Genomic DNA, 24,677 nt, shown 5'->3' with positions numbered 1-24,677 from the left:
AAATGTTTTACCGCGCCCGCGGATACTATGCTGGGAACCTGAATGGCGAAGCATTTCGTCTTGATCCCTATCATTCCAAGTTCTGGCGCAAAGCGTCAGTCGGCAAATGGGAACCCGAAACCTTTGCGGTTCTAGACAACTATCTGTCGCCCGAAAGTGACTATCTGGATATCGGCGCCTGGGTCGGACCAACTGTTCTGTATGGCGCCCGAAAAGCCCGGCATGTCTTTTGCTTTGAACCGGACCCTTCGGCCTATCGGTTTCTGGCGTGGAATCTGGACCTGAACCAGATCAGGAACGTCTCGGCCTTCGGGGTCGCCCTGTCTGACAGGTTCGGCATGGCCCGAATGGCTTCGGTTTTTGGCGAACCCGGAGATTCGACCACATCCCTGCTGCACGACGAAACGCATGGGAGTGACGCGCTGACGATCACATGGGAGCAATTCCAGTCGACCTGTGACCTGTCGAGGGTTTCACTGGTCAAAATGGATATTGAAGGGGCAGAGTTTTTTGTACTGCCAACGCTGATACCCTGGCTCAAACAGCACCGCCCGACGTTGCTGCTGTCGACACATGCGCCATTGCTGAGCGAGGAAGAGAGATCAGACAGGATGAAGCATCTGGCCGATCTGTTGTCCTTCTATGATACCTGCCAGAGAGAGGGCACTGGGTCCGATCACTCGATGAAAGATGAGAGTGCTTTGAACGGTTTCCAGACTTATCTGTTCACGTCTTAGTGCGATGAGAAACCGCCAGCGGCGGATCATCGGGAAGAGCGCCCAAAAACGCTCCTCCGTCAACGACCAGCATATCAGTACAACGAGTGTGTATTCACCACTTTGCAACTACCGACACCACTGGGTCGGTTCGTCACATTCGCCTGCGGGAAGCGTGCGACCATCTCAAATTTATTGGTCTGCGGGTCCAACATAGCGGTGTAGGAAAGACGTACTTGGCCACCCGCGCTGGCCATCAGGCTGACCCGCCAATTCATCTGGTACTCACCGCGACGATTGACCTTGAACTTGGTGTCTTTGGGCTGCTGCTCGTTCCGACCCGCCGCTCTGTTATCCTCGCGGATCGCTCCATCATAAGCCCGAGCACGCTTGTTTGCAGCATCAACGCTCAGCCAAACCTCGGGGGGAATCCATCCCCGAGCTTCCATACTATGAAGCTTACATTCATAGTTCACAACTTCGGCTTGAGCCGCAGCGGCGAACATAGACAAACCAATCGCAAGAAGTTTCATTTTCATTTTAAGCACCTGTTTCGTTAACTGGATGGTGTTGGAACCTGTGTGCATTTGCCCCGCGCAAAACCGTCGCGCGGCAGATATGCGGTTTGCGAAGAGGATTGCGCCGTCGCCTTCATCGTTCTGCGATCCAGAAACACCGTGAATTCCTGAGTGAGCAGGTCGATCGCATCAATGCGCGACTCGTTCGACGCATAGCTTCTGCCGGTCGAGGTATAGACATAGTCTTGACCGACCCAGGCAACTGACAAATTTCGTATGCTGTCGCGCTTAACCCTGGCGGGCCCCGGTCGCGTGTCGATATCCGGCATCCAGATCTCGTGAATAAAGGCCGAACGACCGTATTCATCGACCGAAAACACCAGAAACTCCGGCGTAGGTTTGTTCGCGAGACCACGGCCAAACTTACATTCATAGGTTTCTTTGAACGTTTGAGCGGATGACATAGCCGGTAAGGTCAGCCCAAGTACCAGTGCAAATAATATCTTTTTCAATACCTTACTCCATCATTCTAATTGATAAACTGCACTTCAACACACGCGCCATTGGCATTCCCGTCATGCGAAGCTTGTACATTCGATTTCGAACTGGCTATTGCCTTCATCGTCTGACGATCCAGGAAAATCGAAAATTCTTGGCGACCTAAATCAAGAACCATCCTGCGAGGGTCACCACCTCTGGTTCGCCTGCCGGTTCGTGAAAACGTATAGGTGTCGCCCGGCCAACTGATCGAAAGTACCCGAAAGCTGTTTCTGTTGATTGAGGCCGATCGTTTCGACGTGTCTATACCCCGCATTTCGACTTCATGTAGAAGAGCTGATTGCCTTCGTGCATCAGTTGAAAAAACAACACGTGTCGGAGTTGGCCGATTTGCCAAGCCTTTTCCAAAAACACATTCAAATGTCTCGGAATAGGTCTCGGCGATAGTCACGTTAGGTATAGTTGAAATGGCGATTAAGCCGCTTACGAATAGTCTAAAGAATTTCACAACAAAGTTCTTGTATTTTAGCCTTTTAGAGATCGCTACCCTAGTCTGCTGACACCCGCAATAGGAGAAATCTCGTGGAGGCAGTCGCGACAAAATCTGTTGCGCACCTCACACTCAATTCGCTTTGCATAAGAACAAAAAACCATGGCCACCTGTCCGGGACAAGGCGGCCATGGATCAAAACTTCAGATCTGCGGGTTGGTCAATAAACGCCGACCTCACTGCCGGGCTGTGCTGCAACCTTGAGCAGTTTGAACACGTAGTCAGCGGCCGAGCGGAAGCAGACCACGCGGAAGCTTTCGGTGTCATCCATCCAGAATGCTCCTGCCACCTGTGCCAGACGCGAGCGGCGGATTTGGCCGGGTTGGAAGGCGTCGCCCGAGAAATCGACCGGAGCGACCTTGCCCATCACCTCGCGCGCGGTTGCACCGGATACGCGAAACACCGCGCGGGCATCCGAGACGTTGACAGCCAAGGCATGCGTTCCGCCCAAAGCGTTGGTCATGGCGGCCAGTTTGGCCTCGACCTCAGCATATGGGACCAGCACCAGCAATTCGTCCGGGGACATCCAGCAGACGCCGGTATCACCGCTGACCAATGCCTCATGCTGGCCGGGCACTTTCTGACCGGTGGCGTCTTTGATCGCCTTGGCCAGCACCTTGTCGGATTGGTTGCCACGCAGGGTGATCATGCCCTGCAGACCGCATTCTTCGACCTTGGCGATGCCCTGATAGCTTACGTGGTTCAGTGCGCTGATGGGTTCAGACATTCTGCTTCTCCCCGTCTTTGTCATAGAAGATCGGGTCCACGATCTTGGCTTTGTAGGTTTTGCCGTCCGTTCCCGGGAACTCGACAATCTCGCCCATCCGGTCGGGCCCATGCTTGATCAGGCCCATGGCGATGCCCTTGCCAAGATTGGCCGAGTAATAGGTCGAGGTCACGCGCCCGATCATGTTGCGCTGACCGTTGGCATTAACGCCCTCGCCCACCGCATAGGCGCCATCTGGGATGACGGAACCATCCACAGTCTCCAGCCCGACCAGTTTCCAGCGGTCCGGGTCGGCCATGTGGCTGCGCGAATGAGCGCGTTTGCCCAGATAGTCTTCTTTCTTCTTGGACAGAGCCCAATTCAGCCCAAGATCCTGAGGGATCACGGTGCCGTCGGTCTCATCCCCGATCATGATAAAGCCCTTCTCGGCCCTCAGGATGTGTAGACATTCGGTGCCATAAGGCATCACGCCGAATTCCTTGCCAGCCTCTATCAGCGCATCCCAGAAGGCCTGACCCTGGCTGGCAGGGACAGCGATTTCATAGGACAGCTCACCCGAGAATGAGATGCGATAAGCGCGGCAATCGAAGTCACCGATCTTGCCATCGCGCCATTCCATGAACGGCAGGGCCTCTTTGCTGACGTCCAAGCCACCCAGTTTCTCAAGCACCTTACGGGCGTTGGGGCCGACCACGGCGACCTGCGCATATTGCTCAGTCACGTTGGCGACATAGACTTTCCAGTCCCACCACTCGGTCTGCAGCCATTCTTCCATGTGACCATGGATACGCTCGGCTCCTCCGGTGGTGGTGTGGCACAGCCAAGTATCCTCATCGATCCGGGCCACAACGCCATCGTCGATCAGGAAGCCGTTCTCGGAACACATCAAGCCATAGCGACATTTACCGATCTTCAGCGTGGACATCATGTTGGTGTACATCATGTCCAGGAACTTGCCCGCATCGGCGCCCTTGATGATCAGCTTGCCCAATGTCGATGCATCCAGCAGGCCGAGGTTTTCGCGCGTGTTCTTCACCTCACGGTTCACCGCGTCATGCACGGATTCACCGGGACGGACGTAGGCATAGGTGCGGCGCCAGTGGCCGACCGGCTCCCAATCGGCGCCGTTCTTGTCATGCCAGTTGTGCATCGGGGTTTGGCGGATCGGCTGGAAGATTTCGCCGCGCGCTTCGCCCCCGATCGAGGCCAGCGAGATCGGTGTATAGGGTGGACGGAAAGTGGTGGTGCCGACCTTCGAAATCTCGGAGTCCAGCGCATCAGCAAGGATCGCCAGGCCATTGATATTGCTCAGCTTACCCTGATCGGTCGCCATGCCCAGCGTGGTGTACCGCTTGGTATGTTCAACGCTTTCGTACCCTTCTCGCGCGGCCAGTTGAACGTCCGAGACCTTCACGTCGTTCTGGAAGTCCAGCCAGGATTTGGCGCGCAGTTGGATTTCCGCATTGGCAGGCATCAGCCAGACGGGTTCCATCGGTGCCTCAGCGGTGGTTTCACCCTCAGGGGCCTTGGTGCGTTTGGGTTTGTGCCCGGCCGCTTTCGCCGCAGCCTTGCCTGCCGCATCCGCGTCAGTCAGAACGTCACCCAGCGCAAGCGGCCCGTTCGAGCTGCCTGCCGCCAGAACAAAACCTTCGCCGTCCGCACCCAGCGGGGGCCGGGAGGGATCGGGACGGAAATGGGCATTTGCATCATCCCAAATCAGCTTACCACCGCAATGCGACCACATGTGCACAACCGGGGACCAGCCACCGGACATCGCCACCGCATCGGCCTCGACCTCTTCACGCGCGCCGCCAATGCCTTCCTGATTGCAGATGGCAACCTTCTTGACGCGCTTGCCGCCTTTGACTTTGGCGATGGCTTTACCCGGATCGACACGGATGCCCAACTGGCGCGCTTCTTCGGCCAGCGGACCCGCCGCGGCGCGGGCATCGACCACGCGCAACACGTCGACACCCGCCTGTTTCAGGATAATCGCGGTACGGTAGGCGTCGTCATTGTTGGTGGCCACGATCACGCGCTGGCCAGGGGTCACGCCCCAGTTCACAACGTAATCACGCATGGCCGAGGCCAGCATCACACCCGGAACGTCGTTGCCCGCAAAAGACAAGGGGCGTTCAATCGCACCCGTAGCAGTCACGACCTGCTTGGCACGGATGCGCCACAGGCGATGACGCGGGCCCTGGGTGCCAGGTTTGTGGTCAGTCAGACGTTCATAACCCAGCACATAACCATGGTCGTAAACCCCCGCGCCCATGCAGCGGGTGCGCATGGTAACATTGTCCATCGTTTCAAGCTCGGAAACCAATTGTTCCACGAACTTATCCACAGGCTCACCATTGATCGAACCGCCATCAACCGGAGCACGACCACCCCAATGCATGGTCTGCTCGATCAGCATGACCTTGGCACCAGACGCAGCCGCCACCTTGGCCGCTTGCAGGCCTGCCACGCCACCGCCGATCACCAGCACATCGGTGAAGGCGTAGAAATGCTCGTACGTATCCGCATCGCGGCTGTCCTTGTCAGGCGCTTTGCCCAGACCGGCGGATTGGCGAATGAACGGTTCGTAAACGTGTTTCCAGAACGGTTTCGGGTGGATGAACGTCTTATAATAGAACCCGGCAGGCAGGAACCGCGCCAGAGCGGTGTTCACCGCACCGATATCAAATTCCAGGTTCGGCCAGTGGTTCTGCGAGATCGCGGTCAGCCCATTGAACAGCTCGGTCGTGGTGGCACGCTGGTTCGGTTCGAAACGGTTGCCCTGCCCCAACCCGACCAGCGCGTTCGGTTCCTCCGCACCGCTGGCGACCATGCCGCGCGGGCGGTGATATTTGAACGACCGGCCCACCATCATCTGGTCATTGGCCAGCAGGGCGGAGGCCAGCGTATCGCCCTCAAAACCCTGCATCGAGGTGCCGTTAAAAGAAAAGGTAACCTTTTTCGACCGGTCAATCAGCCGGCCTTGTTTTGCGAGACGGGTGCTCATGGTGCGGACCTTTCGCGGGTGGAGACGTCGGAGCCTCCGGCGGGAGTATTTTTGAACAGGTGAAGCATCAGGAGAACTCTCTCCACGACCAGCCGGGACGTTTGGCTGAGATGGCGTCTTTGATTTCTTGCGGTGGCTCAGTGGTCTGGGCCGGATAGGTTCCGTAGACCTCAAGCGTTTCCGTATCGCGGGCCGCAATGAACCATTTGCCAATGCCATAGGCATGCAGCCAAAGTTCGAAATGCACACCGCGCGCGTTTTCGCGGGTGAACATGTAGCTTTCAAAATCCTCATCCGAGGAACCCGGGCCGAAACGCTTACGATGCGCTTCACCGCCACAATGGAGTTCGGTCTCATCCAGCATCGCGCCAGTGAACGGGCATTTGAGTGTCAGCATCTTGCCACTCCTAACTTGCAATTTCCAACCCACGCACCCAACTTCAATACATGGGTATTTTGACAATCGTTTTGACCGTATTGGGCACATTCATCTTTTTTGGAATGATCGCCTTCCTTGTTTTCCGATCTGAGGAAAAGAAAGCTATCAAACCGATATCCACAGCACCAAAATGCTCGGGTAGCGCCCACGAAGCAGGTTTTGAAGACTGACATCAGTGCGCCACCCCGGCGGCGACGCTTTCGTCGATAAAGCGGCCCTCTTTGAAACGCTCCATCGTGAAGGCTTCGGTCAGCGGTGAATGGCCGGTGGCCATGAGCTGTGCCATACCCCAGCCTGAACCCGGAATGGCCTTAAAACCACCAGTGCCCCAGCCGCAGTTGATAAAGCAGTTGCCCAGCGGCGTGGTCGACAGGATGGGCGAGCGGTCGCCGGTCATGTCCACGATACCGCCCCACTGACGCAGCATTTTCAAGCGCGAGATCATCGGGAAGGTTTCGATCAGCGCGCGCACCGTTTCCTCAATGTGGTGGAAGCTGCCGCGTTGGGTGTAGTTGTTGAACCCGTCAGTGCCGCCGCCGATCACCATCTCACCCTTGTCGGACTGGCTCATATAGCCATGCACAGTGTTGGCCATCACGACCACATCCATGCAGGGTTTGATCGGCTCGGACACCAGCGCCTGTAGCGCCACGGCCTCCAACGGTAGACGGAAGCCCGCCATATCGGCCAGTTGCCCGGAATGGCCAGCAACCACGATACCCAGTTTGTCGCAGTCGATCGCACCCTTGGTGGTGTCGACACCAACGACGCGGCCGTTTTCTGACCGAACCCCGGTGACCTCGCATTTCTGGATGATGTCCATGCCCATGGCCGAACACGCACGCGCATAGCCCCAGGCCACCGCATCGTGGCGCGCGGTACCGCCGCGTTCCTGCCAGAGCGCGCCCAAAACCGGATAGCGCGGGCCGTCGATATTGATGATCGGCACCAGCTGCTTGACCCGCTCAGGCCCGATCCATTCGGTTTTCACCCCTTGCAGGGCGTTCGCATGCGCCGTGCGCTGGTAGCCGCGAATTTCGTGCTGGGTCTGGGCCAACATCATCACGCCACGCGGGCTGAACATGACGTTGTAGTTCAGGTCCTGGCTCAGATCCTCATAGAGCCTGCGGGCCTTTTCATACAAAGCGGCCGATGGGTCCTGCAGATAGTTCGACCGGATGATGGTCGTGTTCCGACCGGTATTGCCACCGCCCAGCCAGCCCTTTTCGATGATCGCCACGTTCTGGATGCCATAGTTCTTGCCAAGATAGTAGGCCGTCGCCAGACCATGCCCGCCCGCACCGACAATGATCACGTCATAACGTTTCTTGGGTTCAGGAGACCGCCACGCGCGTTCCCATCCTGTGTGATAGCGCAACGCTTCGCGCGCAACAGCAAAGGCTGAATAGTGTTTCATAAGCGAATCCATCCGGTTCGGTGATTGGGCGCAGATATGCCGTGAAGCCGCAAAATATCTCTGCCATACAACGCCACAATATCGCACTATTGCGACATGTCGTCCATTCGCGGCCATTTGTCCCTTTTGTCAAGCGACCAGCGGGTCTAAGTCAGAGCAACCACTGCGGAGGGGCCATGACGTTCTGGGTTCTGATACTGTCCATCGCGCTGCTGATCGCAGCCTTCCTAAGCTACAGCTTGCTGCGCGGTCGCCGCGATGCCGAGCCCGCCGCCGCCTATGACCTGCGGGTCTATCGAGAGCAGCTGGCCGGCGTTGACCGTGACTTGGCGCGCGGCGTGATCGGCGAGGCGGATGCCGAGCGGGTACGCACAGAAATCTCGCGCCGTATTCTGGCGGCAGATGCGCAGATGAACAGCAAGGCCTCTCAGACAGGACCGTCACGGGTGGTTTCTGCGGCGGTGATCGGTGGACTGACACTGGTACTGGTCGGCGGTGCGGCATTAATGTACCAGCGTCTGGGCGCCGTGGGTCTGCCGGATATGCCGCTTCAAGCTCGGATCGAACTGGCGAAAGATGTCCGTGAAAACCGGCCCTCGCAAGCGGTGGCAGAAGAACTGACCCCCGCGCCGCCGCCCAGGCAACTGGATGAAAGTTATACCCGTCTTCTCGGTCAGTTGCGCGAAACTGTTGCAGCGCGCCCGGATGATCTGCAAGGGCAAATGCTTCTGGCGCAACATGAAACCAACGCAGGCAATTTTCGCGCTGGGTACACAGCGCAAGAGCGTGTGATAGCATTGTCGGGCGACGCGGCAACAGCCGACGCTCATGCGGATCTTGCCGAGATGATGATCCTGGCGGCCAATGGCTATGTCTCGCCCGAGGCCGAGCAGGCCTTGACCCAAGCTTTGGACCGAGATCCGCACCATGGCCCTGCACGGTACTATTGGGGTCAAATGCTGGCGCAGGTCGGTCGACCAGACATCGCTTACCGCCTCTGGCTTGAAACCTTGCGCGATGCCCCCGCTGGTGCCCCCTGGGCCGGGGCGATCCGGTCTCAACTGGATGATCTTGCCTGGCGCGCCGGTGTGTTTAATGCCCCGGAAATTGGCCCGGCAGCCGGACAACCTGGTCCAGGCCAGGAAGACGTCGCAGCCGCAGAGGAACTGACATCTGAGGAGCGACAAGAGATGATCCAGGGCATGGTGAGCCAACTGGCAGATCGTCTGGCGACCGAAGGCGGCACCCCCGAGGAATGGGCGCGCCTGATCGCGGCCCTAGGCGTTTTGGGGCAAGCCCAGCGCGCCATTGATATCCGCGACGAAGCCGTGCGCCTGTTTGCCGGCAACTCCGCCGCCCTGCAACTGATCGAGGCCGCAGCGCTACAGGCGGGAATTGCGCAATGATCCATGATGAGTTCGAGGGTTTTGCTGCCTCACTGTCGCCGATGACGGCGCTGATGGGTCTGGACCTTGGCGAAAAAACAATCGGTGTCGCCGTGTCAGACCGCATGCGCGGCGTGGCAAGCCCGCTTGAAACCGTGCGCCGCAAGAAGTTCACACTCGATTCCGCCCGATTGCTAGAGTTGATTGCTGACCGTGAGATCGGTGGCATCATTCTGGGCCTGCCTAAAAACATGGACGGAACCGAAGGGCCCAGGTGCCAATCGACCCGCGCCTTTGCCCGCAACCTGTCGCGTCTGACCGAATGCCCCATCGGGTTCTGGGACGAACGCCTCAGCACTGTTGCGGCAGAAAAGGCACTGTTAGAGGCGGATACGACACGAAAACGTCGCGGACAGGTTATTGATCATGTCGCAGCGGGTTATATCCTTCAGGGAGCGCTCGACAGGTTGCGCTTTTTGTAACGGGTCGGAGACCGCAAATGACAAACATGGTTTGGAAACGAAACGAGGTGGAAAGCCCCTGTATCCAAATCTGCGTCGTCCACCCTACTGAGCGGATTTGCACCGGCTGTTACCGCACCATTGACGAGATTTCTCGCTGGTCAAAAATGGACAGCACAGAGCGCGCGGAAATCATGGAAGACCTGCCCAACCGAAAGCCGCGTCTTGCGAAACGTCGCGGCGGTCGGGCTGCGCGTCTGAACGGGTTGTAGCCCGTCAGTTCGCCGTGTCGTGATGCTCTGGCAGTTTCGTACTTGCTACATCGTGAATTTGATGGCGGCCACGCAGTTCCTCGGCAAATAGACCCGCGATCTCGGATTGGCTGGTTTTGGGTTGATCTGGCGCCGTGACCTCATGATCCTCAGCCAGATCACCGGGCAGCGACAGAACAACGCCGCGTGAGAGAAAGAAATTGTTTAAGACAGTCCTGAACGTCATTTCGAGCATCCTTTAGTGAATTAAATAATTAATGTCGCCGCGGGCAGCGTTCGAGCTGAGAGGGGTCGTGCTCAAGAACGTTTCCGGCGTGAGTGGTAACCCGCGGCGACAGCGCCGAGGTAGCCAGTTCGATCCTCAATTTTACGGGGAAAACTCTCGAATTTTGATCGCTTTTGAGCCCAAAGTCGAAATTTCAAACAAATACCCACAAATTCCCTTACGTCACAAATGACGCCTATCGACACCAAGCGCGCCAATAAGAGCACACCAATGCCTGCATTCGAATCGAATTTGTGCATATCTCAGCCAGCAGCGAGCCAGGATTTGGCGTTTTCCACCTCAGTAGAGGGGAAAAACTGCGTGCGAACCCCCAGGATATGACTGGCCACGCGTTGTGCGATATGCTGCCACGCTGCATCGCCAACGATGGCCGCGCGATCCAACATACGGATGTGATTTCGAGCCAGACGGAAATGCGCGGCCAGGGCCGAAAGTCCCTGCCAGCCGTCAAACTCGCGCAGGTCAATCAGTAGGCGAAAGCTGTCGCGCCCTTGCAGAACCGCATCCAATGCCTGTTCGGCTTTGCTGTATTCATCCGGGTCCAGGTTGCCCAACAGGCAGATCTGAACACAAGGCCCGCCCAGATCGGTGACATGGATCGACCCCAGAGATTCACGCATCCACCGCCGTGCAGGTTCCAGTTCCGCCATCTCGAACACCTGCGTCGGACAGGGTAGGATTGGGGCGGCCAGCCGGATGCTGGTTTGCACCCAACCCTGATCGGCAACAACGGCGATCCGGTCAAACCCGCGCCAATGGCTGAGCCCCAGCTTGGTATCGGACCACGCGGCGCCCAGGTCATAGCCTTTGAACTCAGGCTGAACGATGACCAGCAACCTGACCGCTTCATGCTCGGCCAAGGCAGCTTCTATGGCAGGAACCAGTGTTTCGGAATAATCAGCGCTGGTAACTTCACCTGACAATTCGACTTCGATCAACGCGCCGTCTGAATTCGTATGAACCGTAATCATGGTTCGAAACCTCCACCCAAAATATGACACGAGGTTATGGAGATTCGATCCATTCGGCCACTCCCCCTGCGTATTCGGGGCGGAAATAGGCGATCATCCGTCCATCTGGCCCGGCCAAGGCCCCATCACCCCATGGGGCAACCCCATGCAGACAGTGGCGGTGCAGCAGATAAGCCTCACCCGGTTTGGCAGGCAGAGTGATCCGGGGGCAGGTTTCAAACACCGTGCGGCGCGTAGCCTGATAGATATCGGTGATGTCGACGGTGTGCAAAACATCGCCCGCGTGGTCCGCCAGCGCATCCCGAAAGGCCGCGCCCATCGCCCTGTGGCTTTCGTCCCAAACAACCAATGGCGCGGCCTCATCGCTGGCCTCGGTTAGCGGGATGCCCAATATCCAAGCATGAGGTTCGTCAATCCGGCGTCGGCGATCCGGCCCCATGGGGCGCAATCCATCCACATGGGCGGCATCCCGATTGCGCCGATACCGCGCGGCAGCCTCGCTTTCACCCCGTCGGGGGCGTGGGTATCCGGGGTGGATGACCGATACCTGTCCCCGGTGTAATGGCAGCCGCCCAAAGTGATCCTGCAAAAAAGAGACGGCATTGCCCGCAAGCGGCGCTGAGCTTCCAACGCGACCCTCGGTATCATTCGGCAGCGCATCAACGCCAACAAACCAAGTTCCTTCGCAATCCAGCCAATCTGCAAGGGCGGGGTCGCGCACCGACTGCTGCGCGGCAGGCAGGGCATGTTCGACCCAGTCAGCCAACACCGGGTCATAAGGGAACTTCACCCATCCGCGCGACCAGAAATCACCTACCATCCCAGCGCCTTGCGCAACATGTTCAGCGCCACCAGCGTCAGGAAAACCGCAAAGACACGCTTAAGCGGCTTCGGGTCCATCGCGTGAGCCAGCTTCACCCCCCAGGGCGCGGTGATCATGGTCATCGCCACAACGATGCCAAAGGCGACAAGGTTCACCGCGCCGATGGTCAAGGGCGGGCGATGTTCGGGCGCGATACCCAGGAACAGAAACCCCAGAACGGATGGGACCGCAATGATCACGCCAAAACCGGCCGCCGTCGCAACGGCCCTGTGGATGGGCGTGTTGTAGAGGCTCATGAGCGGGACACCAAAACTGCCCCCTCCGATCCCCATCAGGACGGACAGAAACCCAACCGAGGGCGAAAGAGCCGCGCGCTTGATCCCCTTGGGCATCGCATCGCCCAACCGCCAATCGGATTTTCCCAACCCCAGATAGGCGCCGATCACCATGCCCAACACCCCAAACAACGCCTGCAGCGCCTCGGTCCGCAGGGCTGACGCGACCAGAACACCGAAAACCGCCCCCACGGCGATGCCCGGCCCCCAGCCGTGCAGGATATCCCAATCCACAGCACCCTTTTTGTTATGGGCCAGGACCGAACGGATAGAGGTGACGATGATCGTCGCCAACGACGTGGCCAGGCACAGCTGCATCAACTGCGGCCCGCCATATCCCAGTGTCTGGAAGGCATAGAAGAACGCCGGCACCAACACGATGCCGCCCCCTACCCCCAAAAGCCCGGCCAGAACGCCCGCAAATGCTCCGATCACAAGCAAAAGGCCCAGCATCTGCGCCAGCAACATCGTATCGGGCATACTTCCCCCCAAGAACCGGCAGCGCCGGTGTTATCTTTTTAAACCTCGGCCAACAGCGCGACGTGGTCCAAAGCCCTCAGCATCACCTCGGGCCCGGCCCCCTCATGCACCGCCCCTTCGGACAAGGACCGCCGCCACGCCCGGGCCCCCGGGCGGCCAGCAAACAGGCCAAGCATATGCCGGGTGATCTGGTGCAAACGCCCCCCATTGGCAAGGTGGCGTTCGACATATGGCACCATGTCCTGAACAACGGCAATTGGATCCACAGTCGCGCCGGTCCGGTAAATCCTCATATCCGCCTGAGCCAGAATATCGGTTGGCTGATGATAGGCCGCACGCCCGATCATCACGCCATCCAACCCTGCCTCAAGATGCGCCTCTGCCTGATCCAGCGAGGTGATCCCACCATTGATCGAAATATGCATATCCGGAAAGTCGGCCTTCACCTGATGCACCAGATCATAATCAAGCGGAGGGATATCCCGGTTTTCCTTTGGGCTGAGACCTTGCAGCCAGGCCTTTCGGGCGTGGATCGTCACCCGCATACATCCTGCCGCGCGGATTTGGGTCAGAAAATCCGGCAGAACCTCTTGCGGCTGCTGATCATCGACTCCGATCCGGCACTTGACCGTCACATCAACATCCACCGATGTCCGCATCGCTGAAACGCATTCGGCCACGCGACCCGGTTCTTTCATCAAGACCGCACCAAAGGTTCCGGATTGCACCCGATCCGAGGGGCAGCCGCAATTCAGATTGATCTCATCATACCCCGCATCTGCTCCAAGCCGCGCCGCCTGTGCCAGCTCCTCAGGATCGGAGCCGCCAAGCTGCAGCGCCACGGGATGTTCTTCGGGAGTATAGTCGAGTAAATGCAATGCCCCACCCCTTACCAGAGCGGGTGCAGTCACCATTTCTGTGTACAACAAGGTCTCGCGACTGAGCAGCCGATGCAGGTACCGGCAGTGACGATCCGTCCAGTCCATCATAGGGGCACAGGATAATCTAGCGTGTTGATTTATTTGCATTTTTTGTGTATCTTCAAACTGTTGGCGGCGGATGCTGCTACGCTGTAATACGCCCCAATATCCCCGAATTTGCCCCTCTACGACGACTCATTGCACACACAGCGCACACGAAAATGGCCTCCATCACCAAGCTCCCCTCCGGTGCCTACCGGGTCCAGATCAGACGAAAGGGCCGCTACGCGAGCGAGACGTTCCTCCGCCGCGACGACGCCCATCGTTGGGCCCGCCAGGCGGAGACCCGGGTCGATCAGGGGCTGGCGCCGAACAAGTCGTCCGTTTCCCGCCTCCAGACCTTTGGCGACCTCATCGACCTTCATATAACCGATATGTGCGAGGTAGGGAAACCGCCGCGTCGCAGCAAGGCCGCCACGCTAACGACGCTCAAGCGCGATCTGGGCAAGGAGAAGGTCGGGCACCTCGACCGGCAGAAGTTGATCGACTACGGCAAGATGCGCGCCGAGCAAGGCGCGGGACCGGTGACCCTCGGGATCGATATCGGCGTGATCAAGATGATCATCACCCATGCGGCGGCCGTGCACGGGCTCGATATCTCTCCGGAACCCGTCGATCTGGCGCGCGTCGCGCTCAAGCGTCTCGGTCTGATCGGCAAAGGCACAGAGCGGGATCGTCGCCCCACCACGGACGAATTGAACCGCCTCTTTCGCTGCTTCGATGACAACGATCGCCTGACCCTGCCGATGACACGGATCGTGAAGTTCGCGGTGGCCACAGCCATGCGGCTCGACGAGATCTGCCGCGTCGAATGGACCGATCTCGACGTCGACCGCCGAATGCTCATGATCCGCGACCGAAAAGACCCACGCAACAAGACCGGCAACGACCAGCGGATCCCCCTTTTCGCTGCCACCGGCTTCGATGCCTGGGCGCTGGTCACTGAACAGGCCAAGCATCTGGGTCACACCAACGGACGGATCTTTCCCTATAACTCGAAATCGGTCGGTACAGCCTTCCGGCGCGCCTGCACCGAGGTCAGCGTGAAGGACCTGCATTTCCACGATCTACGCCACGAAGGCACAAGCCGCCTGTTCGAGGCCGGATTCGCGATCGAACAGGTCTCACTGGTCACCGGCCACAAGGATTGGAAAATGCTGCGCCGCTACACGCATATCCGCCCGGAAACGCTGCACCGGCTCGCCGCGTCGCGCGCCCCTTCCCCGCTCGAGACCCGCGCAGCCGAGTGATCCGAGAGGTAGAGGGGTGCCGTCCCGGCCCGTGACGGGTTTGGAGGTCGAGAGAGAGGCTTTCGGCCGCCCGTCGCGGGAGAAAACCCATGAATACCGAAATCATCGATGCCGGGCGTGACATGAGCGGCGGTTACAAGGTGGATGTGTCGCGCGGCACGAATGTCGACCGGGTGTCGTCCGAGTGGTTCTCGCGGCCGGATGACGAGCGGTATCTGTCGCTCGACGATCTTTTCGCCTCGGTCAAGGGCCGGGCGGAACGCAGCCGGACGCGCACGGTGGAGAGCGCGGCGATCCGGGTCGAAGCGCATCGCGACAACCCGGAGAGGCTGGGGCTGGTCCTGCCGGGGGCGGATGAGCCGATCGCGCCGACGCATTGGTCCTTCGGTCAGCTCTCGAGCCTCGTCGGCGCGCCCGCGGCCTATCTTCGGCAACTGCCTGCGCCGCTGGCGGGCATCAACCTGCAATACGGGCTGACGAACCACCGGGCAGAGCAGATCAAGACCATGGAGGTCGCGAATGGCCGCACCGAGCTGCGCGCCGTGACCGGCCCCGACTACGGGCGCATCTACGACCACGAACTGGTATCCGCCGTGCAGCGGATCGCAGGCAACGGCACGGGCGACACGCGCTGGAAGGTGCCGGGCGTCCTCGATTGGTCGACCGGCATCTACAACCCGTGCGTGGACGTGACGAAGGAGACGACGACGCTCTACGCCTCCGACCGCGACGTGTTCCTGTTCCTTGTCGATGACCTCAACCCCATCGAGGCGGGGCTGCTGCCCGATGGCTCACCCGACCTTTATTTCCGTGGGTTCTACTGCTGGAATTCCGAGGTGGGCGCCAAGACGCTCGGCATCGCCAGCTTCTACCTGCGCGCCGTCTGCCAGAACCGCAACCTCTGGGGCGTCGAGGACTTCCAGGAGATCACGATCCGGCACTCGAAATACGCCGCCTCCCGCTTCGCGCACGAGGCCGCCCCGGCGCTGAGCCGCTTCGCCGAGTCCTCGCCCGCGCCGTTCATCGACGGAATCCGCGCGGCGCGGGAGAAGATCGTCGCACGCTCAGACGAGGACCGGCAGGACTTCCTGCGCAAGCGCGGGTTTTCGAAGGCGGAGACGGGGCGAATCGTCGAGACGGTCCTGGCCGAGGAAGGCCGCCCGCCAGAGAGCGTCTTCGACTTCGTGCAGGGGATCACCGCGGTGGCCCGGTCAAAGCCGCAGCAGGATACGCGGTTGGTGATGGAGGGCAAGGCGAAGGCGTTGCTGGAGAAAGCATGATTGCGTTTAATATAACATACATTCAATGCCCTGCAGAGATAAGCTCACGCACTGAATAAAGATTTCGAGGGGCGCTATAGCCCCTCGATCGTGAACTCGGGCGCACCTTGCCAAACCAGCTTCCAGCTCGCGCCAGGGCGGACATTCTGGATGATCCCGGGATCGAAGGCGACAAAGCACCGTCCGCCCGGGTGGCGCACGGAGGGGTAGATCAGCCCGCGATGCCCCTCTGATCTCAGATCCGCCGCGAGGTGCTGCCCGGCCAGATAACCGCGTTCCGGATCCGGATCGAGCGCCTGATGCGCCTCCCCGTGCAGATCGGGGAAGTCCCCAATGAAATCCGCCAGCAGTTCCACGTAACGGGCCTCGTCCTCGTAGCGACCTATGAAGCCCAGTTCGCGGGTCCGGTGAAACCCGACCTCTTGCGCGCTCGTCAGCATCTCCCAGGCGCAATACCAGGCACCGCGGTCACCAGTATTGAAGCGGTTGCCCGAGGGTCTCGTGTACGTGAAGGCCGCGTTGATATGGCTCTGTCCATAGAGGGTCAGGTCATGAGACCGCCGCGCGAAGGCCAGTTCGCGACGGTCGAGTGCGGGGCTTCCCTCGCGCTCGGCGATCAGGCGGGCGCTCGTCTCGCCTTCGATCTCGGCCAAGATGTCTGCTTCCTCGTCGCTGTCGACCAGCCCTCGCAGCACCGGGGGCTTGTGATGGGTCTCGGAAATCAGCCGGACAAGGGCGCGGTCATTGACAGAGGTGATCCTCAAACCCCGCCCCTAAGCGCATCGACATAGCTGCGCACGCGCAGGATCTTGGGCAATCCCCCTTCGATCATCGCGTCCACGGGCCGCGCGCCGTCGAACTCAGGACCCCGGTTGGGCAGCTTCACCCATTCCCGCGAGATCGGCTCGTTGAAGTAGAGCTCGAGCGACTTGTAGAGGCCGATCAGCGCGCTCAGGCGCAGCATCTGGTCCCGTGTCAAATCCCCCGCAAAATCGGGCTTCTTCGCTCGCTTCCAGGTCGACTCAGACATGTCCGCCAGCGCCGCCGCTTCACGCAGGGTGAGCGACCAGGCCTCCGCGATCCGCGCGAAGGCCTTGAGAGCGACACCCTGCCGATCCGGCGCCGGACGTTCCAGAACAAGGTTTTCCATGTGTTGGCGCTCCTTAATAGGTTGACTGATGATATAAGGTCATATGGATTCCATTGCAAGTCCATATGACCCGAATGGTGCCCCCAGAGTAAGAGGGGTGCCGAGTTTTCCGTGACGGGTTTGGAGGTCGGGAGAGAGGCTCCCGGCTGGCCCGTCGCGGAGATATCCCGATGACCAAGCAACAGAAGATCACCCTCAGCGCCTCGCGCGACATCCCCTTCAACAAGCTGATGCTCAGCCAATCGAACGTGCGTCACGTCAAGGCCGGCGTGTCGATCGAGGAACTGGCCGAGGACATCGCGCGGCGGACGCTCCTCAGCTCCATCACCGTGCGGCCCGTGCTGGACGACAATGGTGCCGAGACCGGCATGTACACGATCCCCGCCGGTGGGCGGCGGTTCCGGGCGCTCGAACTGCTCGTCAAGCAGAAGCGCATGAACAAGACCGCGCTCGTGCCCTGCATCGTCCGCACCGATGGGCTCGCCGAGGAGGACAGCCTGGCCGAGAACGTCCAGCGCGCACCCCTGCATCCGCTCGACCAGTTCCGCGCCTTCCAGGCGATGCGCGAGAAGGGTCGCACCGAGGAGGAGATCGCGGCCGCCTTCTTCGTCTCGCCCAGTGTGGTCAAGCAGCGGCTGAAGCTCGCCGCGGTCGCGCCATCGCTGCTCGACGCCTATGCCGAGGAGGAGATGACGCTCGACCAGCTCATGGCCTTCACGGTCAATCCCGACCATGCGCGGCAGGAGCAGGTCTGGGAGGCGTTGCAGCGGCACTATTCGCGGCAACCCTACGAGATCCGCCGCATGCTGACCGAGGGTGCGGTGCGGGCCTCGGACAAGCGTGCGCAGTTCGTCGGACTTGACGACTACGTCGAGGCCGGGGGCGAGATCCTGCGCGACCTGTTCCAGCAGGACGACGGTGGCTGGCTGCAGGATGCCGCGCTGCTCGACGTCATGGTGCGCGAGAAGCTCGCCGAAGAGGCTGAAGCGGTGCGTAGCGAGGGCTGGAAATGGGTCGAGGTCGACACCGAGTTCCCCTATGGCCACACCTTCGGGATGCGCCGCGTCCATGGCGAGGCGGTGCCGATGAGCGACGAGGAGGCTGCCAGCTACCAGGCGCTGAAGGCCGAATACGAAGCGCTCGAGGCCGAGCATGCGGAGGCCGACGAGTTGCCCGAGGAGGTCGATGCCCGGTTGGGCGAGATCGAGGTGGCGATGGAGGCACTCGAGGCGCGTCCGATCCGGTTCGAGGCAGGCGACCTTGCGCTAGCCGGAGCTTTCGTCAGCATCGACAGCTCCGGGCGGCTGAGGGTCGAACGGGGCTATGTGCGGCCCGAAGATGAGCCGATCGAGGAGGTGGAGGACACCGGCGAAGTCGCACCGGAAGCGGCGCCGGTCGAGGACGCCGATGACACCGTCGTGTCTACCACGGACGAGGAGGAAGAGGATGACGGCCTCAAGCCGCTTTCCGATCGCCTCGTCATGGAACTGACGGCCCATCGCACCCTGGCTCTGCGCAATGCACTCGCGCAGGATCCGCAGGTCGCCTTCCTCGCGGCGCTGCACGCGATGGTCCTGCGGCTTTTCTATCGCTACGCCGTCGACAGCTGCATTGAAATCGAACCGCGCAATGCCGCCTTCGGATCGCAGGTGCCGGGCCTCGGTGATACGCCCTACGCGCAGGCCATCGACCAGCGTCACGAGACCTGGGCATGGAACCTGCCCAAGGCGTCGGAGGATCTCTGGGAGGCGCTAACCGAGTTCGACAGCTGCAGCCGCGAGGCGCTCTTCGCCCATTGCGTGGCGATGAGCGTGAATGCCGTCCACGATCCCTACCAGCGCCGACCGCGTGCAATCGCGCACGCGGATGTGCTGGCCGGGACCGTCGGGCTCGACATGGTGAAGGCGGGCTGGACGGCAACGGGCGACAGCTACCTCGGCCGCGTGACCAAGGCGCGCATCCTCGAAGCCGTGCGCGAGGCGAAGGGCGAGGACGCCGCTGACCGGATCGCCGGGCTGAAGAAGGCCGAGATGGTGACGGCTGCCGAGGACCTGCTCTTGGGCACCGGCTGGCTGCCCGAACCTTTGCGCACGCCGCGGCTGCTGGAAGAGGATGCCCCGGAGATCGAGCTGGTCGACGAGGCGGACCGCTCCGACGATGACCCTTCGGAAGACGATCCCGACAGCAGCGAAGCGCAATCGGCGGAAGACGGTGGCGAACCGGCTATCGGAGACTCCGACCTGATGGAGGAAGATGATCCCGTCGCCGGTGACGCCTTCGCCCGAACTGCCGCCGAGTGACCTTCGAGCAGGTCGGAGCTCCTTCCCCCCGAGTTCCGGCAGCCGGGGTCCGCCAGAAATGGCGGGCCCCTTTTTCTATCCACGACAGGAGGCAGAAAGCATGCACAGCCCCGCCGCCGACATCGCCCGCCGCCTGGCCAAGGATGCCGAGGCCGTCTGCCGTCACTACCTCATGAACGGGCGCAAACAGGGCCAATACTGGATCGTGGGCGATGTGCAGAATACGCCGGGCCGCAGCCTCTACGTTCGGCTGACCGGTCCGATCTCTGGTCCCGGTGCGGCTGGAAAATGGACCGATTCCGCGACCGGGCAGCACGGGGACCTTCTGGACCTGATCGCCCTGAACATGGGGATCACCACCCTGAGGGACACGCTGGACGAAGCGCGCAGGTTTCTCAGCCTGCCGCAGACAGACAGGCACCGCGCCGTCAAACCGCCAGCCAGTCGTGGCTCACCTGAGGCGGCGCGGCGGCTCTGGGCCATGGGCCAGCCGATTTCCGGCACCTTGGCAGAACGCTATCTCGCAAGGCGCGGCGTCACCGGGCTGGGCCAACTCGACAGTCTTCGGTTTCACCCGAACTGCTTCTACTGGCGCGAGGATCATGCGCTGACAGACCCGCCGGAGACTTGGCCCGCCCTGCTCGCCAAGGTGACTGATCTCGATGGACGGCTCACCGGCCTGCACCGCACCTGGCTCGATCCTGCTACTGCGGACAAGGCCCCGGTCAATCCAGCACGCAAAGCGATGGGCAATCTCCTCGGGCATGGTGTTCGCATCGGCAAACCGGTCAGCGTACTGGCCGCAGGCGAAGGGCTTGAGACCATGCTCTCCCTGTATCAGGCCCTGCCGAAGCTTCCTGTTGTGGCGGCTCTTTCCGCCAACCATCTCGCAGCCCTGCAGCTGCCCGCCGATCTTCGCCGCCTCTACATCGCCGTCGATGCCGACCCGGCGGGCCTATCCGCCGCGGACCAACTGGCGCATCGGGCCATCGGGGCCGGGATCGACGCCGTCCATCTCTCCCCCTGTCTCGGCGATTTCAATGACGATCTGCGGGCCAATGGCCGCGACGCGTTGCGTGCGCATCTGCGTCCGCAACTGGCGCCCGAGGATGCCGTGACCTTCCTCGACCACGCCGAGGATTGATCGGGATCGGCGCAGCCGGCCAGCGCCTCCGCGATCAGAGCCACGCCTTCCGGCCTTCCGAGAGCGGGCAAAACGGAGCAGAGCCCAGACGGGCCCGCAACGGCCATGGCCGTCCTCCGCTGCGCTTCGGTTCCACCCCATCGCGCGGGCGCGACGGGGACCCCTGAGAATGCAGACCCGTCCCGCCCCCGCTTTTCCGTTGCCCGGGAAGGCCGCGAGAGGCGCGGTCTTCGACAACCGGAGACGACATCATGACCGACACACATCTTCAAACCCGATCTTCCACCGCCGTCGTGCTCGAGGAACTGCAGCTCTACGGCTGGCGCCCCTTCACCGACGAGCCCGATCCCCGCCCCTTGCCGGAGCCTGACGCCATTCTCAACGCCGTCGCCGACATCTTCGACGCGCTCGTTTCGACCCTGTCCGACACGCGGCTGGAACCCGACCTCGAAGATCTGCTCTGGTCCACCACGAACCTGTTTCACCGCATGGCGACGCGGACAGGCCAGGATCTCGACAGCAACGAGCAGGCACAAAAACGCGCACAGCGCGAACAGGACGGATCCGAGGTCCGGTCCGTCGAACTGGAAACCCTGATCGCGGAGGGCATCACGCTCATCGAGCGGCGCAATGCCTTTGAGGCCATCCGCGATCTCGCTGCCGAGTTGTTCGAAACCCATCTCGGCCAAACCTGGCACCCGCGCACGGGCAGCCACGTGAACCGGCGTACCTTAACCGCCTCTTTGATCGACAGCCGCGATCACTTGACCGCAAAACGCAGGGCCGATCTGGAACCGCTGCTCCCCCAAGGCACAAAAATCGCCTTCACCGGCGGGCTGGACTGCAACGATCATGCGGCCATCTGGGCGGCTCTCGACCGCGTCCATGCGAAACACGCCGACATGGTCCTGTTGCACGGCGGCGCGCCACGCGGGGCCGAACGCATCGCTGCAGCCTGGGCCGACAACCGCAGCGTGACACAGATCGTCTTCAAGCCCGACTGGACGCGGCACGGCAAATCGGCCCCCTTCAAGCGCAACGACCAGTTGCTCGACACCCTGCCCATCGGGCTCATCGTCTTCCTGGGCTCGGGTATCACCGAAAATCTCGCCGACAAGGCCCGCGCGATGGGCATTCCCCTCTTCGACTTCCGGCCGAAAGCCGCCCCACCGGCATGACCGGATTTCCGCCGACGCCCGCCCCGGACTCTCCCGGGGCGGGCCGTTTTCTGCTATGATCTGCCCGTGCCAATGGAGGAGGTGGCGGCGCGATCCTTGTTCTCGAAAGGAGTGCCTCATGTTTTTCTCCACCCTCTTCACGCTGTTCGGCCTCGGTGCCCTCTGCTGGATCCTGTTCAACCTGGCCGTCTACGCCCTGCCCTTCGCGATCGGACTGACGTCCGGCATGTATCTGTTTGAAACGGGCCAAGGCGTCTTCCTGTCGATCATTGCGGGCCTCTTCATCGGCGGATTCATCGCGGCTCTCGGAGAATTCGCCTTTGACCGCATCCGTTGGGTCCCGCTCAAACTCGCCATCGGTCTGATCTACGCGGTCCCCGCCGGGATCGCCGGGTTTCATGCGGCAAAGGGTCTTGCCGAGTTCGGCAGCGCGGGCGCTGTGACCATCACCTTCCTGTCTTGGCTGGGCGCACTGGTCGTGGGTGGGACCGCATGGGCGCGTGTATCGGGCTGGTCCGAGGTCAACGCCGTGTCCGACCCGCATCCGCACAGGTCTTTCAACGAACACTGAACGCCCTGTGAAGCTTGCGCGGGTGCTTGCCGTCCGCCACATCGTCAGAATGCGCCGCAACCGATTGCTGCAAAAGGTCTCGATCCTCGCCGTCACTGCAGCGTTGCGGTTGGGCAGGACCGGCTGAGCAAAGCCAGACCACTGAGACCCACGTTGTGGCGCATGGCCCCGGTCGCGCATGCACTTGCAACAACGGCAGACCGAAAATTACGGCAGACAAACGCAGACACGGCGAGAGGGGGCAATCCCGGAGTAGCGAGGCACGTCCGGGACATGCACCGTTTCCGCCTGCACGCCAGAACCTGTCTTTGAACGATGCATACTGCCGGGGTCTTGCGCGGTCCAAAGGTAGCCTGTCATCCCCTCTTCCATGGCATGACGCCACGCGTCCCTTGCGGGCCTCTCAGCGGCTGATCTGACCGGGATCGGCTGACGCCTCGACCGCCTTGGCCGCAACGGCCGGTCCGGACTTTCTTCCCCTGGCGCCCCCGAAAAGTATCGGGTCCGCCATTCCTCGCGGAGCAAGAAAGACCCGCCTTGCCGTCCTCCGCTGGCGCTGCGGGCCACAGGGGCTGCGTCGGCGGATCGTCCCGGTCCTGACGATCGCCATCGAGGCCGCGAAGGGCGCGGGCTCGGACAAGCCAAAAGGAGATATGACATGGCCACCATCGGAACCTTCAAGAAGACCGGCAGCGAATACGTCGGCGAAATCGTCACCCTGAGCGTTCAGGCGAAAGCCGTCCGCATCGTCCCCGAGGACAGCACCCCGAACGACAACGCCCCCTCCCACCGCGTCTTCGTGGGCCGTGCTGAGATCGGCGCCGCATGGTCCAAGCGCTCGACCGAGGGCCGCGACTACCTGAGCCTCAAGCTCGACGACCCGAGCTTCACCCAGCCGATCTATGCAAACCTCTTCGACGATACGGTGATCGAAGGCGGCGAAGAGACCTTCAGCCTCATCTGGTCACGCCCCAACACCCGCCGCAACGGCGACTGATAGCAGACCGCCCCGCCCGGGATCACCGGGCGGGGTGACCTTTACTCATCTTGTGCTGACCGCGAGCGACTCGCGGTTATACTTGACCGCAACGGGTCCGGCCCAGAGTCGACCTTGAACAGGGCCCCGAATTCTGCGCGTGCACCCCGCAAAGCTGACATTCAATCACTAAGATCTCCGTTTCCGCGTCCGGCGTCGAATGCGGGGAGCAGTTTCTGCGTCGGAGACAGAAATTAGTGCAGCCGAACCATAGTGGATCTCGTCAACCAGTGACTGAAGGTCCGCCTCGTTCTCGGCATAGAGGTTTCGATCTCCTGTGCGACAAATGAAGAAATCATAGTAGAAATCATCTGTACGCTGGGTTTTTAGAGTCGTCAGCGAGTTATCGCCGGCCTCTAAAACGCTGCGGGCGCTTAGGATTTTTGTATCCTTTTCTCCGTAAGCAAAAACAAAAGAACTATCGCTATTCGATAGCATTGTCTCACACTGCCCAAGCAGACGTGGTTTAGAGTCGACGGTCAGGCCAAACTTCTTGTTTTTATTGATCTTGGCCTGTGCTTGAAATCCCTTCTGTACATACAAGCCTCTGAAATCCATCGTTACACTGACAAACAAGTCGGCACCTGTTGCAGTCTCTTGTCCCGACTGTTTGTCGCTTACATGGGTCGCTACATTCCACGATAGGCCGCCGTCCGCGAAACCGTCCAGTCGCTCATCCAAAAGGGTGACAAATTTTTCTGAGTAGCGTTCTTCCCGGCCAGCTACTCTAACAAGCTTTTTTCTGACATCTCTATCAACGTTTGCCACAAGTTCAGCAGCGGAACGCATCGCATCATCAAATTCTTTTAGCATTTATCAATTCTTCCAGACCGGTCAGCGTAGCCTCTCAGGATTGTATCGTGATATCAACCAGGCGGCCCAAACCTGCCGTTCGCTAACTCA

The 24,677-nt window shown here is 60.6% G+C and carries 25 protein-coding genes; 11 read left to right on the top strand and 14 right to left on the bottom strand.

The features are described 5' to 3' along the window. Positions 1-2 precede the first annotated feature (2 nt). Entirely contained in the window at positions 3-737 is a 735-nt protein-coding gene (locus tag AC2FGE_RS01220; RefSeq protein WP_496817372.1) for an FkbM family methyltransferase, read from the top strand. Positions 738-811: 74 nt separating this feature from the next. Here AC2FGE_RS01220 and AC2FGE_RS01215 read toward each other — a convergent pair whose 3' ends face one another. From AC2FGE_RS01215 to AC2FGE_RS01190, 6 genes are all read right to left on the bottom strand, one after another. Then, on the bottom strand, positions 812-1,255 hold the full coding sequence (locus AC2FGE_RS01215) for a hypothetical protein (RefSeq protein WP_496817371.1): 444 nt from the start codon (positions 1,253-1,255) through the stop codon (positions 812-814). 17 nt (positions 1,256-1,272) lie between these two features. Beyond that, on the bottom strand, positions 1,273-1,746 hold the full coding sequence (locus AC2FGE_RS01210; RefSeq protein ID WP_496817370.1) for a hypothetical protein: 474 nt from the start codon (positions 1,744-1,746) through the stop codon (positions 1,273-1,275). Between the two features lie 696 nt (positions 1,747-2,442). Next, complete coding sequence (locus AC2FGE_RS01205; RefSeq protein ID WP_496817369.1) at positions 2,443-3,009, bottom strand: sarcosine oxidase subunit gamma; 567 nt, start codon at positions 3,007-3,009, stop codon at positions 2,443-2,445. Then, positions 3,002-6,016, bottom strand: a complete 3,015-nt coding sequence (locus AC2FGE_RS01200) for a sarcosine oxidase subunit alpha family protein (RefSeq protein ID WP_496817368.1) — start codon at positions 6,014-6,016, stop codon at positions 3,002-3,004. Before AC2FGE_RS01200 ends, AC2FGE_RS01205 begins: the two co-directional genes overlap by 8 nt. A gap of 67 nt (positions 6,017-6,083) precedes the next feature. Next, on the bottom strand, positions 6,084-6,413 hold the full coding sequence (locus AC2FGE_RS01195) for a sarcosine oxidase subunit delta (protein WP_496817367.1): 330 nt from the start codon (positions 6,411-6,413) through the stop codon (positions 6,084-6,086). Positions 6,414-6,627: 214 nt separating this feature from the next. Continuing rightward, positions 6,628-7,872 (bottom strand): sarcosine oxidase subunit beta family protein, encoded by a 1,245-nt coding sequence (locus AC2FGE_RS01190; protein ID WP_496817366.1) that lies wholly within the window; start codon positions 7,870-7,872, stop codon positions 6,628-6,630. Positions 7,873-8,048: 176 nt separating this feature from the next. Between AC2FGE_RS01190 and ccmI the strand changes: the two genes are divergently transcribed. The 3 genes from ccmI to AC2FGE_RS01175 are packed head-to-tail and all read left to right on the top strand — an operon-like array spanning position 8,049 to position 9,990. Then, entirely contained in the window at positions 8,049-9,278 is a 1,230-nt protein-coding gene (gene ccmI / locus AC2FGE_RS01185; protein WP_496817365.1) for a c-type cytochrome biogenesis protein CcmI, read from the top strand. Further along, on the top strand, positions 9,275-9,739 hold the full coding sequence (ruvX, locus tag AC2FGE_RS01180) for a Holliday junction resolvase RuvX (protein WP_496817364.1): 465 nt from the start codon (positions 9,275-9,277) through the stop codon (positions 9,737-9,739). The genes ccmI and ruvX overlap by 4 nt, the downstream gene beginning before the upstream one ends. Before the next feature lie 17 nt (positions 9,740-9,756). Continuing rightward, entirely contained in the window at positions 9,757-9,990 is a 234-nt protein-coding gene (locus tag AC2FGE_RS01175) for a DUF1289 domain-containing protein (RefSeq protein ID WP_496817363.1), read from the top strand. Between the two features lie 4 nt (positions 9,991-9,994). On the opposite strand, the gene AC2FGE_RS01170 is transcribed toward AC2FGE_RS01175, so the two are convergent. From AC2FGE_RS01170 to dusA, 5 genes are all read right to left on the bottom strand, one after another. Beyond that, complete coding sequence (locus tag AC2FGE_RS01170; RefSeq protein ID WP_496817362.1) at positions 9,995-10,216, bottom strand: hypothetical protein; 222 nt, start codon at positions 10,214-10,216, stop codon at positions 9,995-9,997. Between the two features lie 302 nt (positions 10,217-10,518). Beyond that, positions 10,519-11,247: a SpoIIAA family protein gene (locus AC2FGE_RS01165; protein WP_496817361.1), complete on the bottom strand. Its 729-nt coding sequence runs from the start codon at positions 11,245-11,247 to the stop codon at positions 10,519-10,521. A gap of 34 nt (positions 11,248-11,281) precedes the next feature. Next, on the bottom strand, positions 11,282-12,067 hold the full coding sequence (locus AC2FGE_RS01160) for a hypothetical protein (RefSeq protein ID WP_496817360.1): 786 nt from the start codon (positions 12,065-12,067) through the stop codon (positions 11,282-11,284). Beyond that, positions 12,061-12,885 carry a sulfite exporter TauE/SafE family protein gene (locus tag AC2FGE_RS01155; protein ID WP_496817359.1) on the bottom strand — a complete coding sequence of 275 codons (825 nt, stop codon included), beginning with the start codon at positions 12,883-12,885 and terminating at the stop codon, positions 12,061-12,063. The genes AC2FGE_RS01160 and AC2FGE_RS01155 overlap by 7 nt, the downstream gene beginning before the upstream one ends. Positions 12,886-12,923: 38 nt before the next feature. After that, the gene (gene dusA, locus AC2FGE_RS01150) at positions 12,924-13,913 is read right to left on the bottom strand and encodes a tRNA dihydrouridine(20/20a) synthase DusA (protein WP_496817358.1); all 990 of its coding nucleotides are present in this window, start codon (positions 13,911-13,913) and stop codon (positions 12,924-12,926) included. 113 nt (positions 13,914-14,026) lie between these two features. Here dusA and AC2FGE_RS01145 point away from each other — a divergent pair, with 113 nt between their 5' ends. Both AC2FGE_RS01145 and AC2FGE_RS01140 read left to right on the top strand, forming a co-directional pair. Beyond that, a complete protein-coding gene (locus tag AC2FGE_RS01145) occupies positions 14,027-15,115 on the top strand; it encodes a site-specific integrase (protein WP_496817357.1) in 1,089 nt (362 codons plus the stop codon). A gap of 89 nt (positions 15,116-15,204) precedes the next feature. Beyond that, on the top strand, positions 15,205-16,395 hold the full coding sequence (locus AC2FGE_RS01140) for a DUF932 domain-containing protein (protein WP_496817356.1): 1,191 nt from the start codon (positions 15,205-15,207) through the stop codon (positions 16,393-16,395). Positions 16,396-16,469: 74 nt separating this feature from the next. Here the strand turns inward: AC2FGE_RS01140 and AC2FGE_RS01135 are convergent, their stop codons facing one another. Next, positions 16,470-17,159 (bottom strand): RES family NAD+ phosphorylase, encoded by a 690-nt coding sequence (locus tag AC2FGE_RS01135; protein WP_299603303.1) that lies wholly within the window; start codon positions 17,157-17,159, stop codon positions 16,470-16,472. Beyond that, entirely contained in the window at positions 17,156-17,545 is a 390-nt protein-coding gene (locus AC2FGE_RS01130) for an antitoxin Xre-like helix-turn-helix domain-containing protein (RefSeq protein WP_217779747.1), read from the bottom strand. The genes AC2FGE_RS01135 and AC2FGE_RS01130 overlap by 4 nt, the downstream gene beginning before the upstream one ends. Positions 17,546-17,715: 170 nt before the next feature. Here AC2FGE_RS01130 and AC2FGE_RS01125 point away from each other — a divergent pair, with 170 nt between their 5' ends. The 5 genes from AC2FGE_RS01125 (at position 17,716) to AC2FGE_RS01105 (ending at position 23,735) form a co-directional block, all read left to right on the top strand. Further along, on the top strand, positions 17,716-19,845 hold the full coding sequence (locus tag AC2FGE_RS01125; protein WP_496817355.1) for a ParB/RepB/Spo0J family partition protein: 2,130 nt from the start codon (positions 17,716-17,718) through the stop codon (positions 19,843-19,845). 100 nt (positions 19,846-19,945) lie between these two features. Then, a complete protein-coding gene (locus AC2FGE_RS01120) occupies positions 19,946-20,989 on the top strand; it encodes a DUF7146 domain-containing protein (protein WP_496817354.1) in 1,044 nt (347 codons plus the stop codon). Positions 20,990-21,240: 251 nt separating this feature from the next. Further along, a complete protein-coding gene (locus tag AC2FGE_RS01115) occupies positions 21,241-22,167 on the top strand; it encodes a DUF2493 domain-containing protein (RefSeq protein WP_496817353.1) in 927 nt (308 codons plus the stop codon). 118 nt (positions 22,168-22,285) lie between these two features. After that, a complete protein-coding gene (locus AC2FGE_RS01110; RefSeq protein WP_299603322.1) occupies positions 22,286-22,738 on the top strand; it encodes a hypothetical protein in 453 nt (150 codons plus the stop codon). 658 nt (positions 22,739-23,396) lie between these two features. After that, complete coding sequence (locus tag AC2FGE_RS01105) at positions 23,397-23,735, top strand: DUF736 domain-containing protein (protein WP_021100681.1); 339 nt, start codon at positions 23,397-23,399, stop codon at positions 23,733-23,735. Positions 23,736-23,903: 168 nt separating this feature from the next. Here the strand turns inward: AC2FGE_RS01105 and AC2FGE_RS01100 are convergent, their stop codons facing one another. Further along, positions 23,904-24,587 (bottom strand): hypothetical protein, encoded by a 684-nt coding sequence (locus tag AC2FGE_RS01100; protein WP_496817352.1) that lies wholly within the window; start codon positions 24,585-24,587, stop codon positions 23,904-23,906. Between the last annotated feature and the right edge of the window lie 90 nt (positions 24,588-24,677).

The organism is Ruegeria sp. YTSA075, from assembly GCF_059610245.1.
This window is presented reverse-complemented; position numbering and strand designations above follow the sequence as displayed.

Excerpts from the sequence above, each read along its gene's own strand:
- AC2FGE_RS01220 (WP_496817372.1), top strand. The coding sequence starts at position 3 with ATGTTTTACCGCGCCCGCGGATACTATGCTGGGAACCTGAATGGCGAA.
- AC2FGE_RS01215 (WP_496817371.1), bottom strand. The coding sequence starts at position 1,255 with ATGAAAATGAAACTTCTTGCGATTGGTTTGTCTATGTTCGCCGCTGCG.
- AC2FGE_RS01205 (WP_496817369.1), bottom strand. The coding sequence starts at position 3,009 with ATGTCTGAACCCATCAGCGCACTGAACCACGTAAGCTATCAGGGCATC.
- AC2FGE_RS01200 (WP_496817368.1), bottom strand. The coding sequence starts at position 6,016 with ATGAGCACCCGTCTCGCAAAACAAGGCCGGCTGATTGACCGGTCGAAA.
- AC2FGE_RS01195 (WP_496817367.1), bottom strand. The coding sequence starts at position 6,413 with ATGCTGACACTCAAATGCCCGTTCACTGGCGCGATGCTGGATGAGACC.
- AC2FGE_RS01190 (WP_496817366.1), bottom strand. The coding sequence starts at position 7,872 with ATGAAACACTATTCAGCCTTTGCTGTTGCGCGCGAAGCGTTGCGCTAT.
- ccmI (WP_496817365.1), top strand. The coding sequence starts at position 8,049 with ATGACGTTCTGGGTTCTGATACTGTCCATCGCGCTGCTGATCGCAGCC.
- ruvX (WP_496817364.1), top strand. The coding sequence starts at position 9,275 with ATGATCCATGATGAGTTCGAGGGTTTTGCTGCCTCACTGTCGCCGATG.
- AC2FGE_RS01175 (WP_496817363.1), top strand. The coding sequence starts at position 9,757 with ATGACAAACATGGTTTGGAAACGAAACGAGGTGGAAAGCCCCTGTATC.
- AC2FGE_RS01170 (WP_496817362.1), bottom strand. The coding sequence starts at position 10,216 with ATGACGTTCAGGACTGTCTTAAACAATTTCTTTCTCTCACGCGGCGTT.
- AC2FGE_RS01165 (WP_496817361.1), bottom strand. The coding sequence starts at position 11,247 with ATGATTACGGTTCATACGAATTCAGACGGCGCGTTGATCGAAGTCGAA.
- AC2FGE_RS01160 (WP_496817360.1), bottom strand. The coding sequence starts at position 12,067 with ATGGTAGGTGATTTCTGGTCGCGCGGATGGGTGAAGTTCCCTTATGAC.
- AC2FGE_RS01155 (WP_496817359.1), bottom strand. The coding sequence starts at position 12,885 with ATGCCCGATACGATGTTGCTGGCGCAGATGCTGGGCCTTTTGCTTGTG.
- dusA (WP_496817358.1), bottom strand. The coding sequence starts at position 13,913 with ATGCAAATAAATCAACACGCTAGATTATCCTGTGCCCCTATGATGGAC.
- AC2FGE_RS01145 (WP_496817357.1), top strand. The coding sequence starts at position 14,027 with ATGGCCTCCATCACCAAGCTCCCCTCCGGTGCCTACCGGGTCCAGATC.
- AC2FGE_RS01140 (WP_496817356.1), top strand. The coding sequence starts at position 15,205 with ATGAATACCGAAATCATCGATGCCGGGCGTGACATGAGCGGCGGTTAC.
- AC2FGE_RS01130 (WP_217779747.1), bottom strand. The coding sequence starts at position 17,545 with ATGGAAAACCTTGTTCTGGAACGTCCGGCGCCGGATCGGCAGGGTGTC.
- AC2FGE_RS01125 (WP_496817355.1), top strand. The coding sequence starts at position 17,716 with ATGACCAAGCAACAGAAGATCACCCTCAGCGCCTCGCGCGACATCCCC.
- AC2FGE_RS01120 (WP_496817354.1), top strand. The coding sequence starts at position 19,946 with ATGCACAGCCCCGCCGCCGACATCGCCCGCCGCCTGGCCAAGGATGCC.
- AC2FGE_RS01115 (WP_496817353.1), top strand. The coding sequence starts at position 21,241 with ATGACCGACACACATCTTCAAACCCGATCTTCCACCGCCGTCGTGCTC.
- AC2FGE_RS01110 (WP_299603322.1), top strand. The coding sequence starts at position 22,286 with ATGTTTTTCTCCACCCTCTTCACGCTGTTCGGCCTCGGTGCCCTCTGC.
- AC2FGE_RS01105 (WP_021100681.1), top strand. The coding sequence starts at position 23,397 with ATGGCCACCATCGGAACCTTCAAGAAGACCGGCAGCGAATACGTCGGC.
- AC2FGE_RS01100 (WP_496817352.1), bottom strand. The coding sequence starts at position 24,587 with ATGCTAAAAGAATTTGATGATGCGATGCGTTCCGCTGCTGAACTTGTG.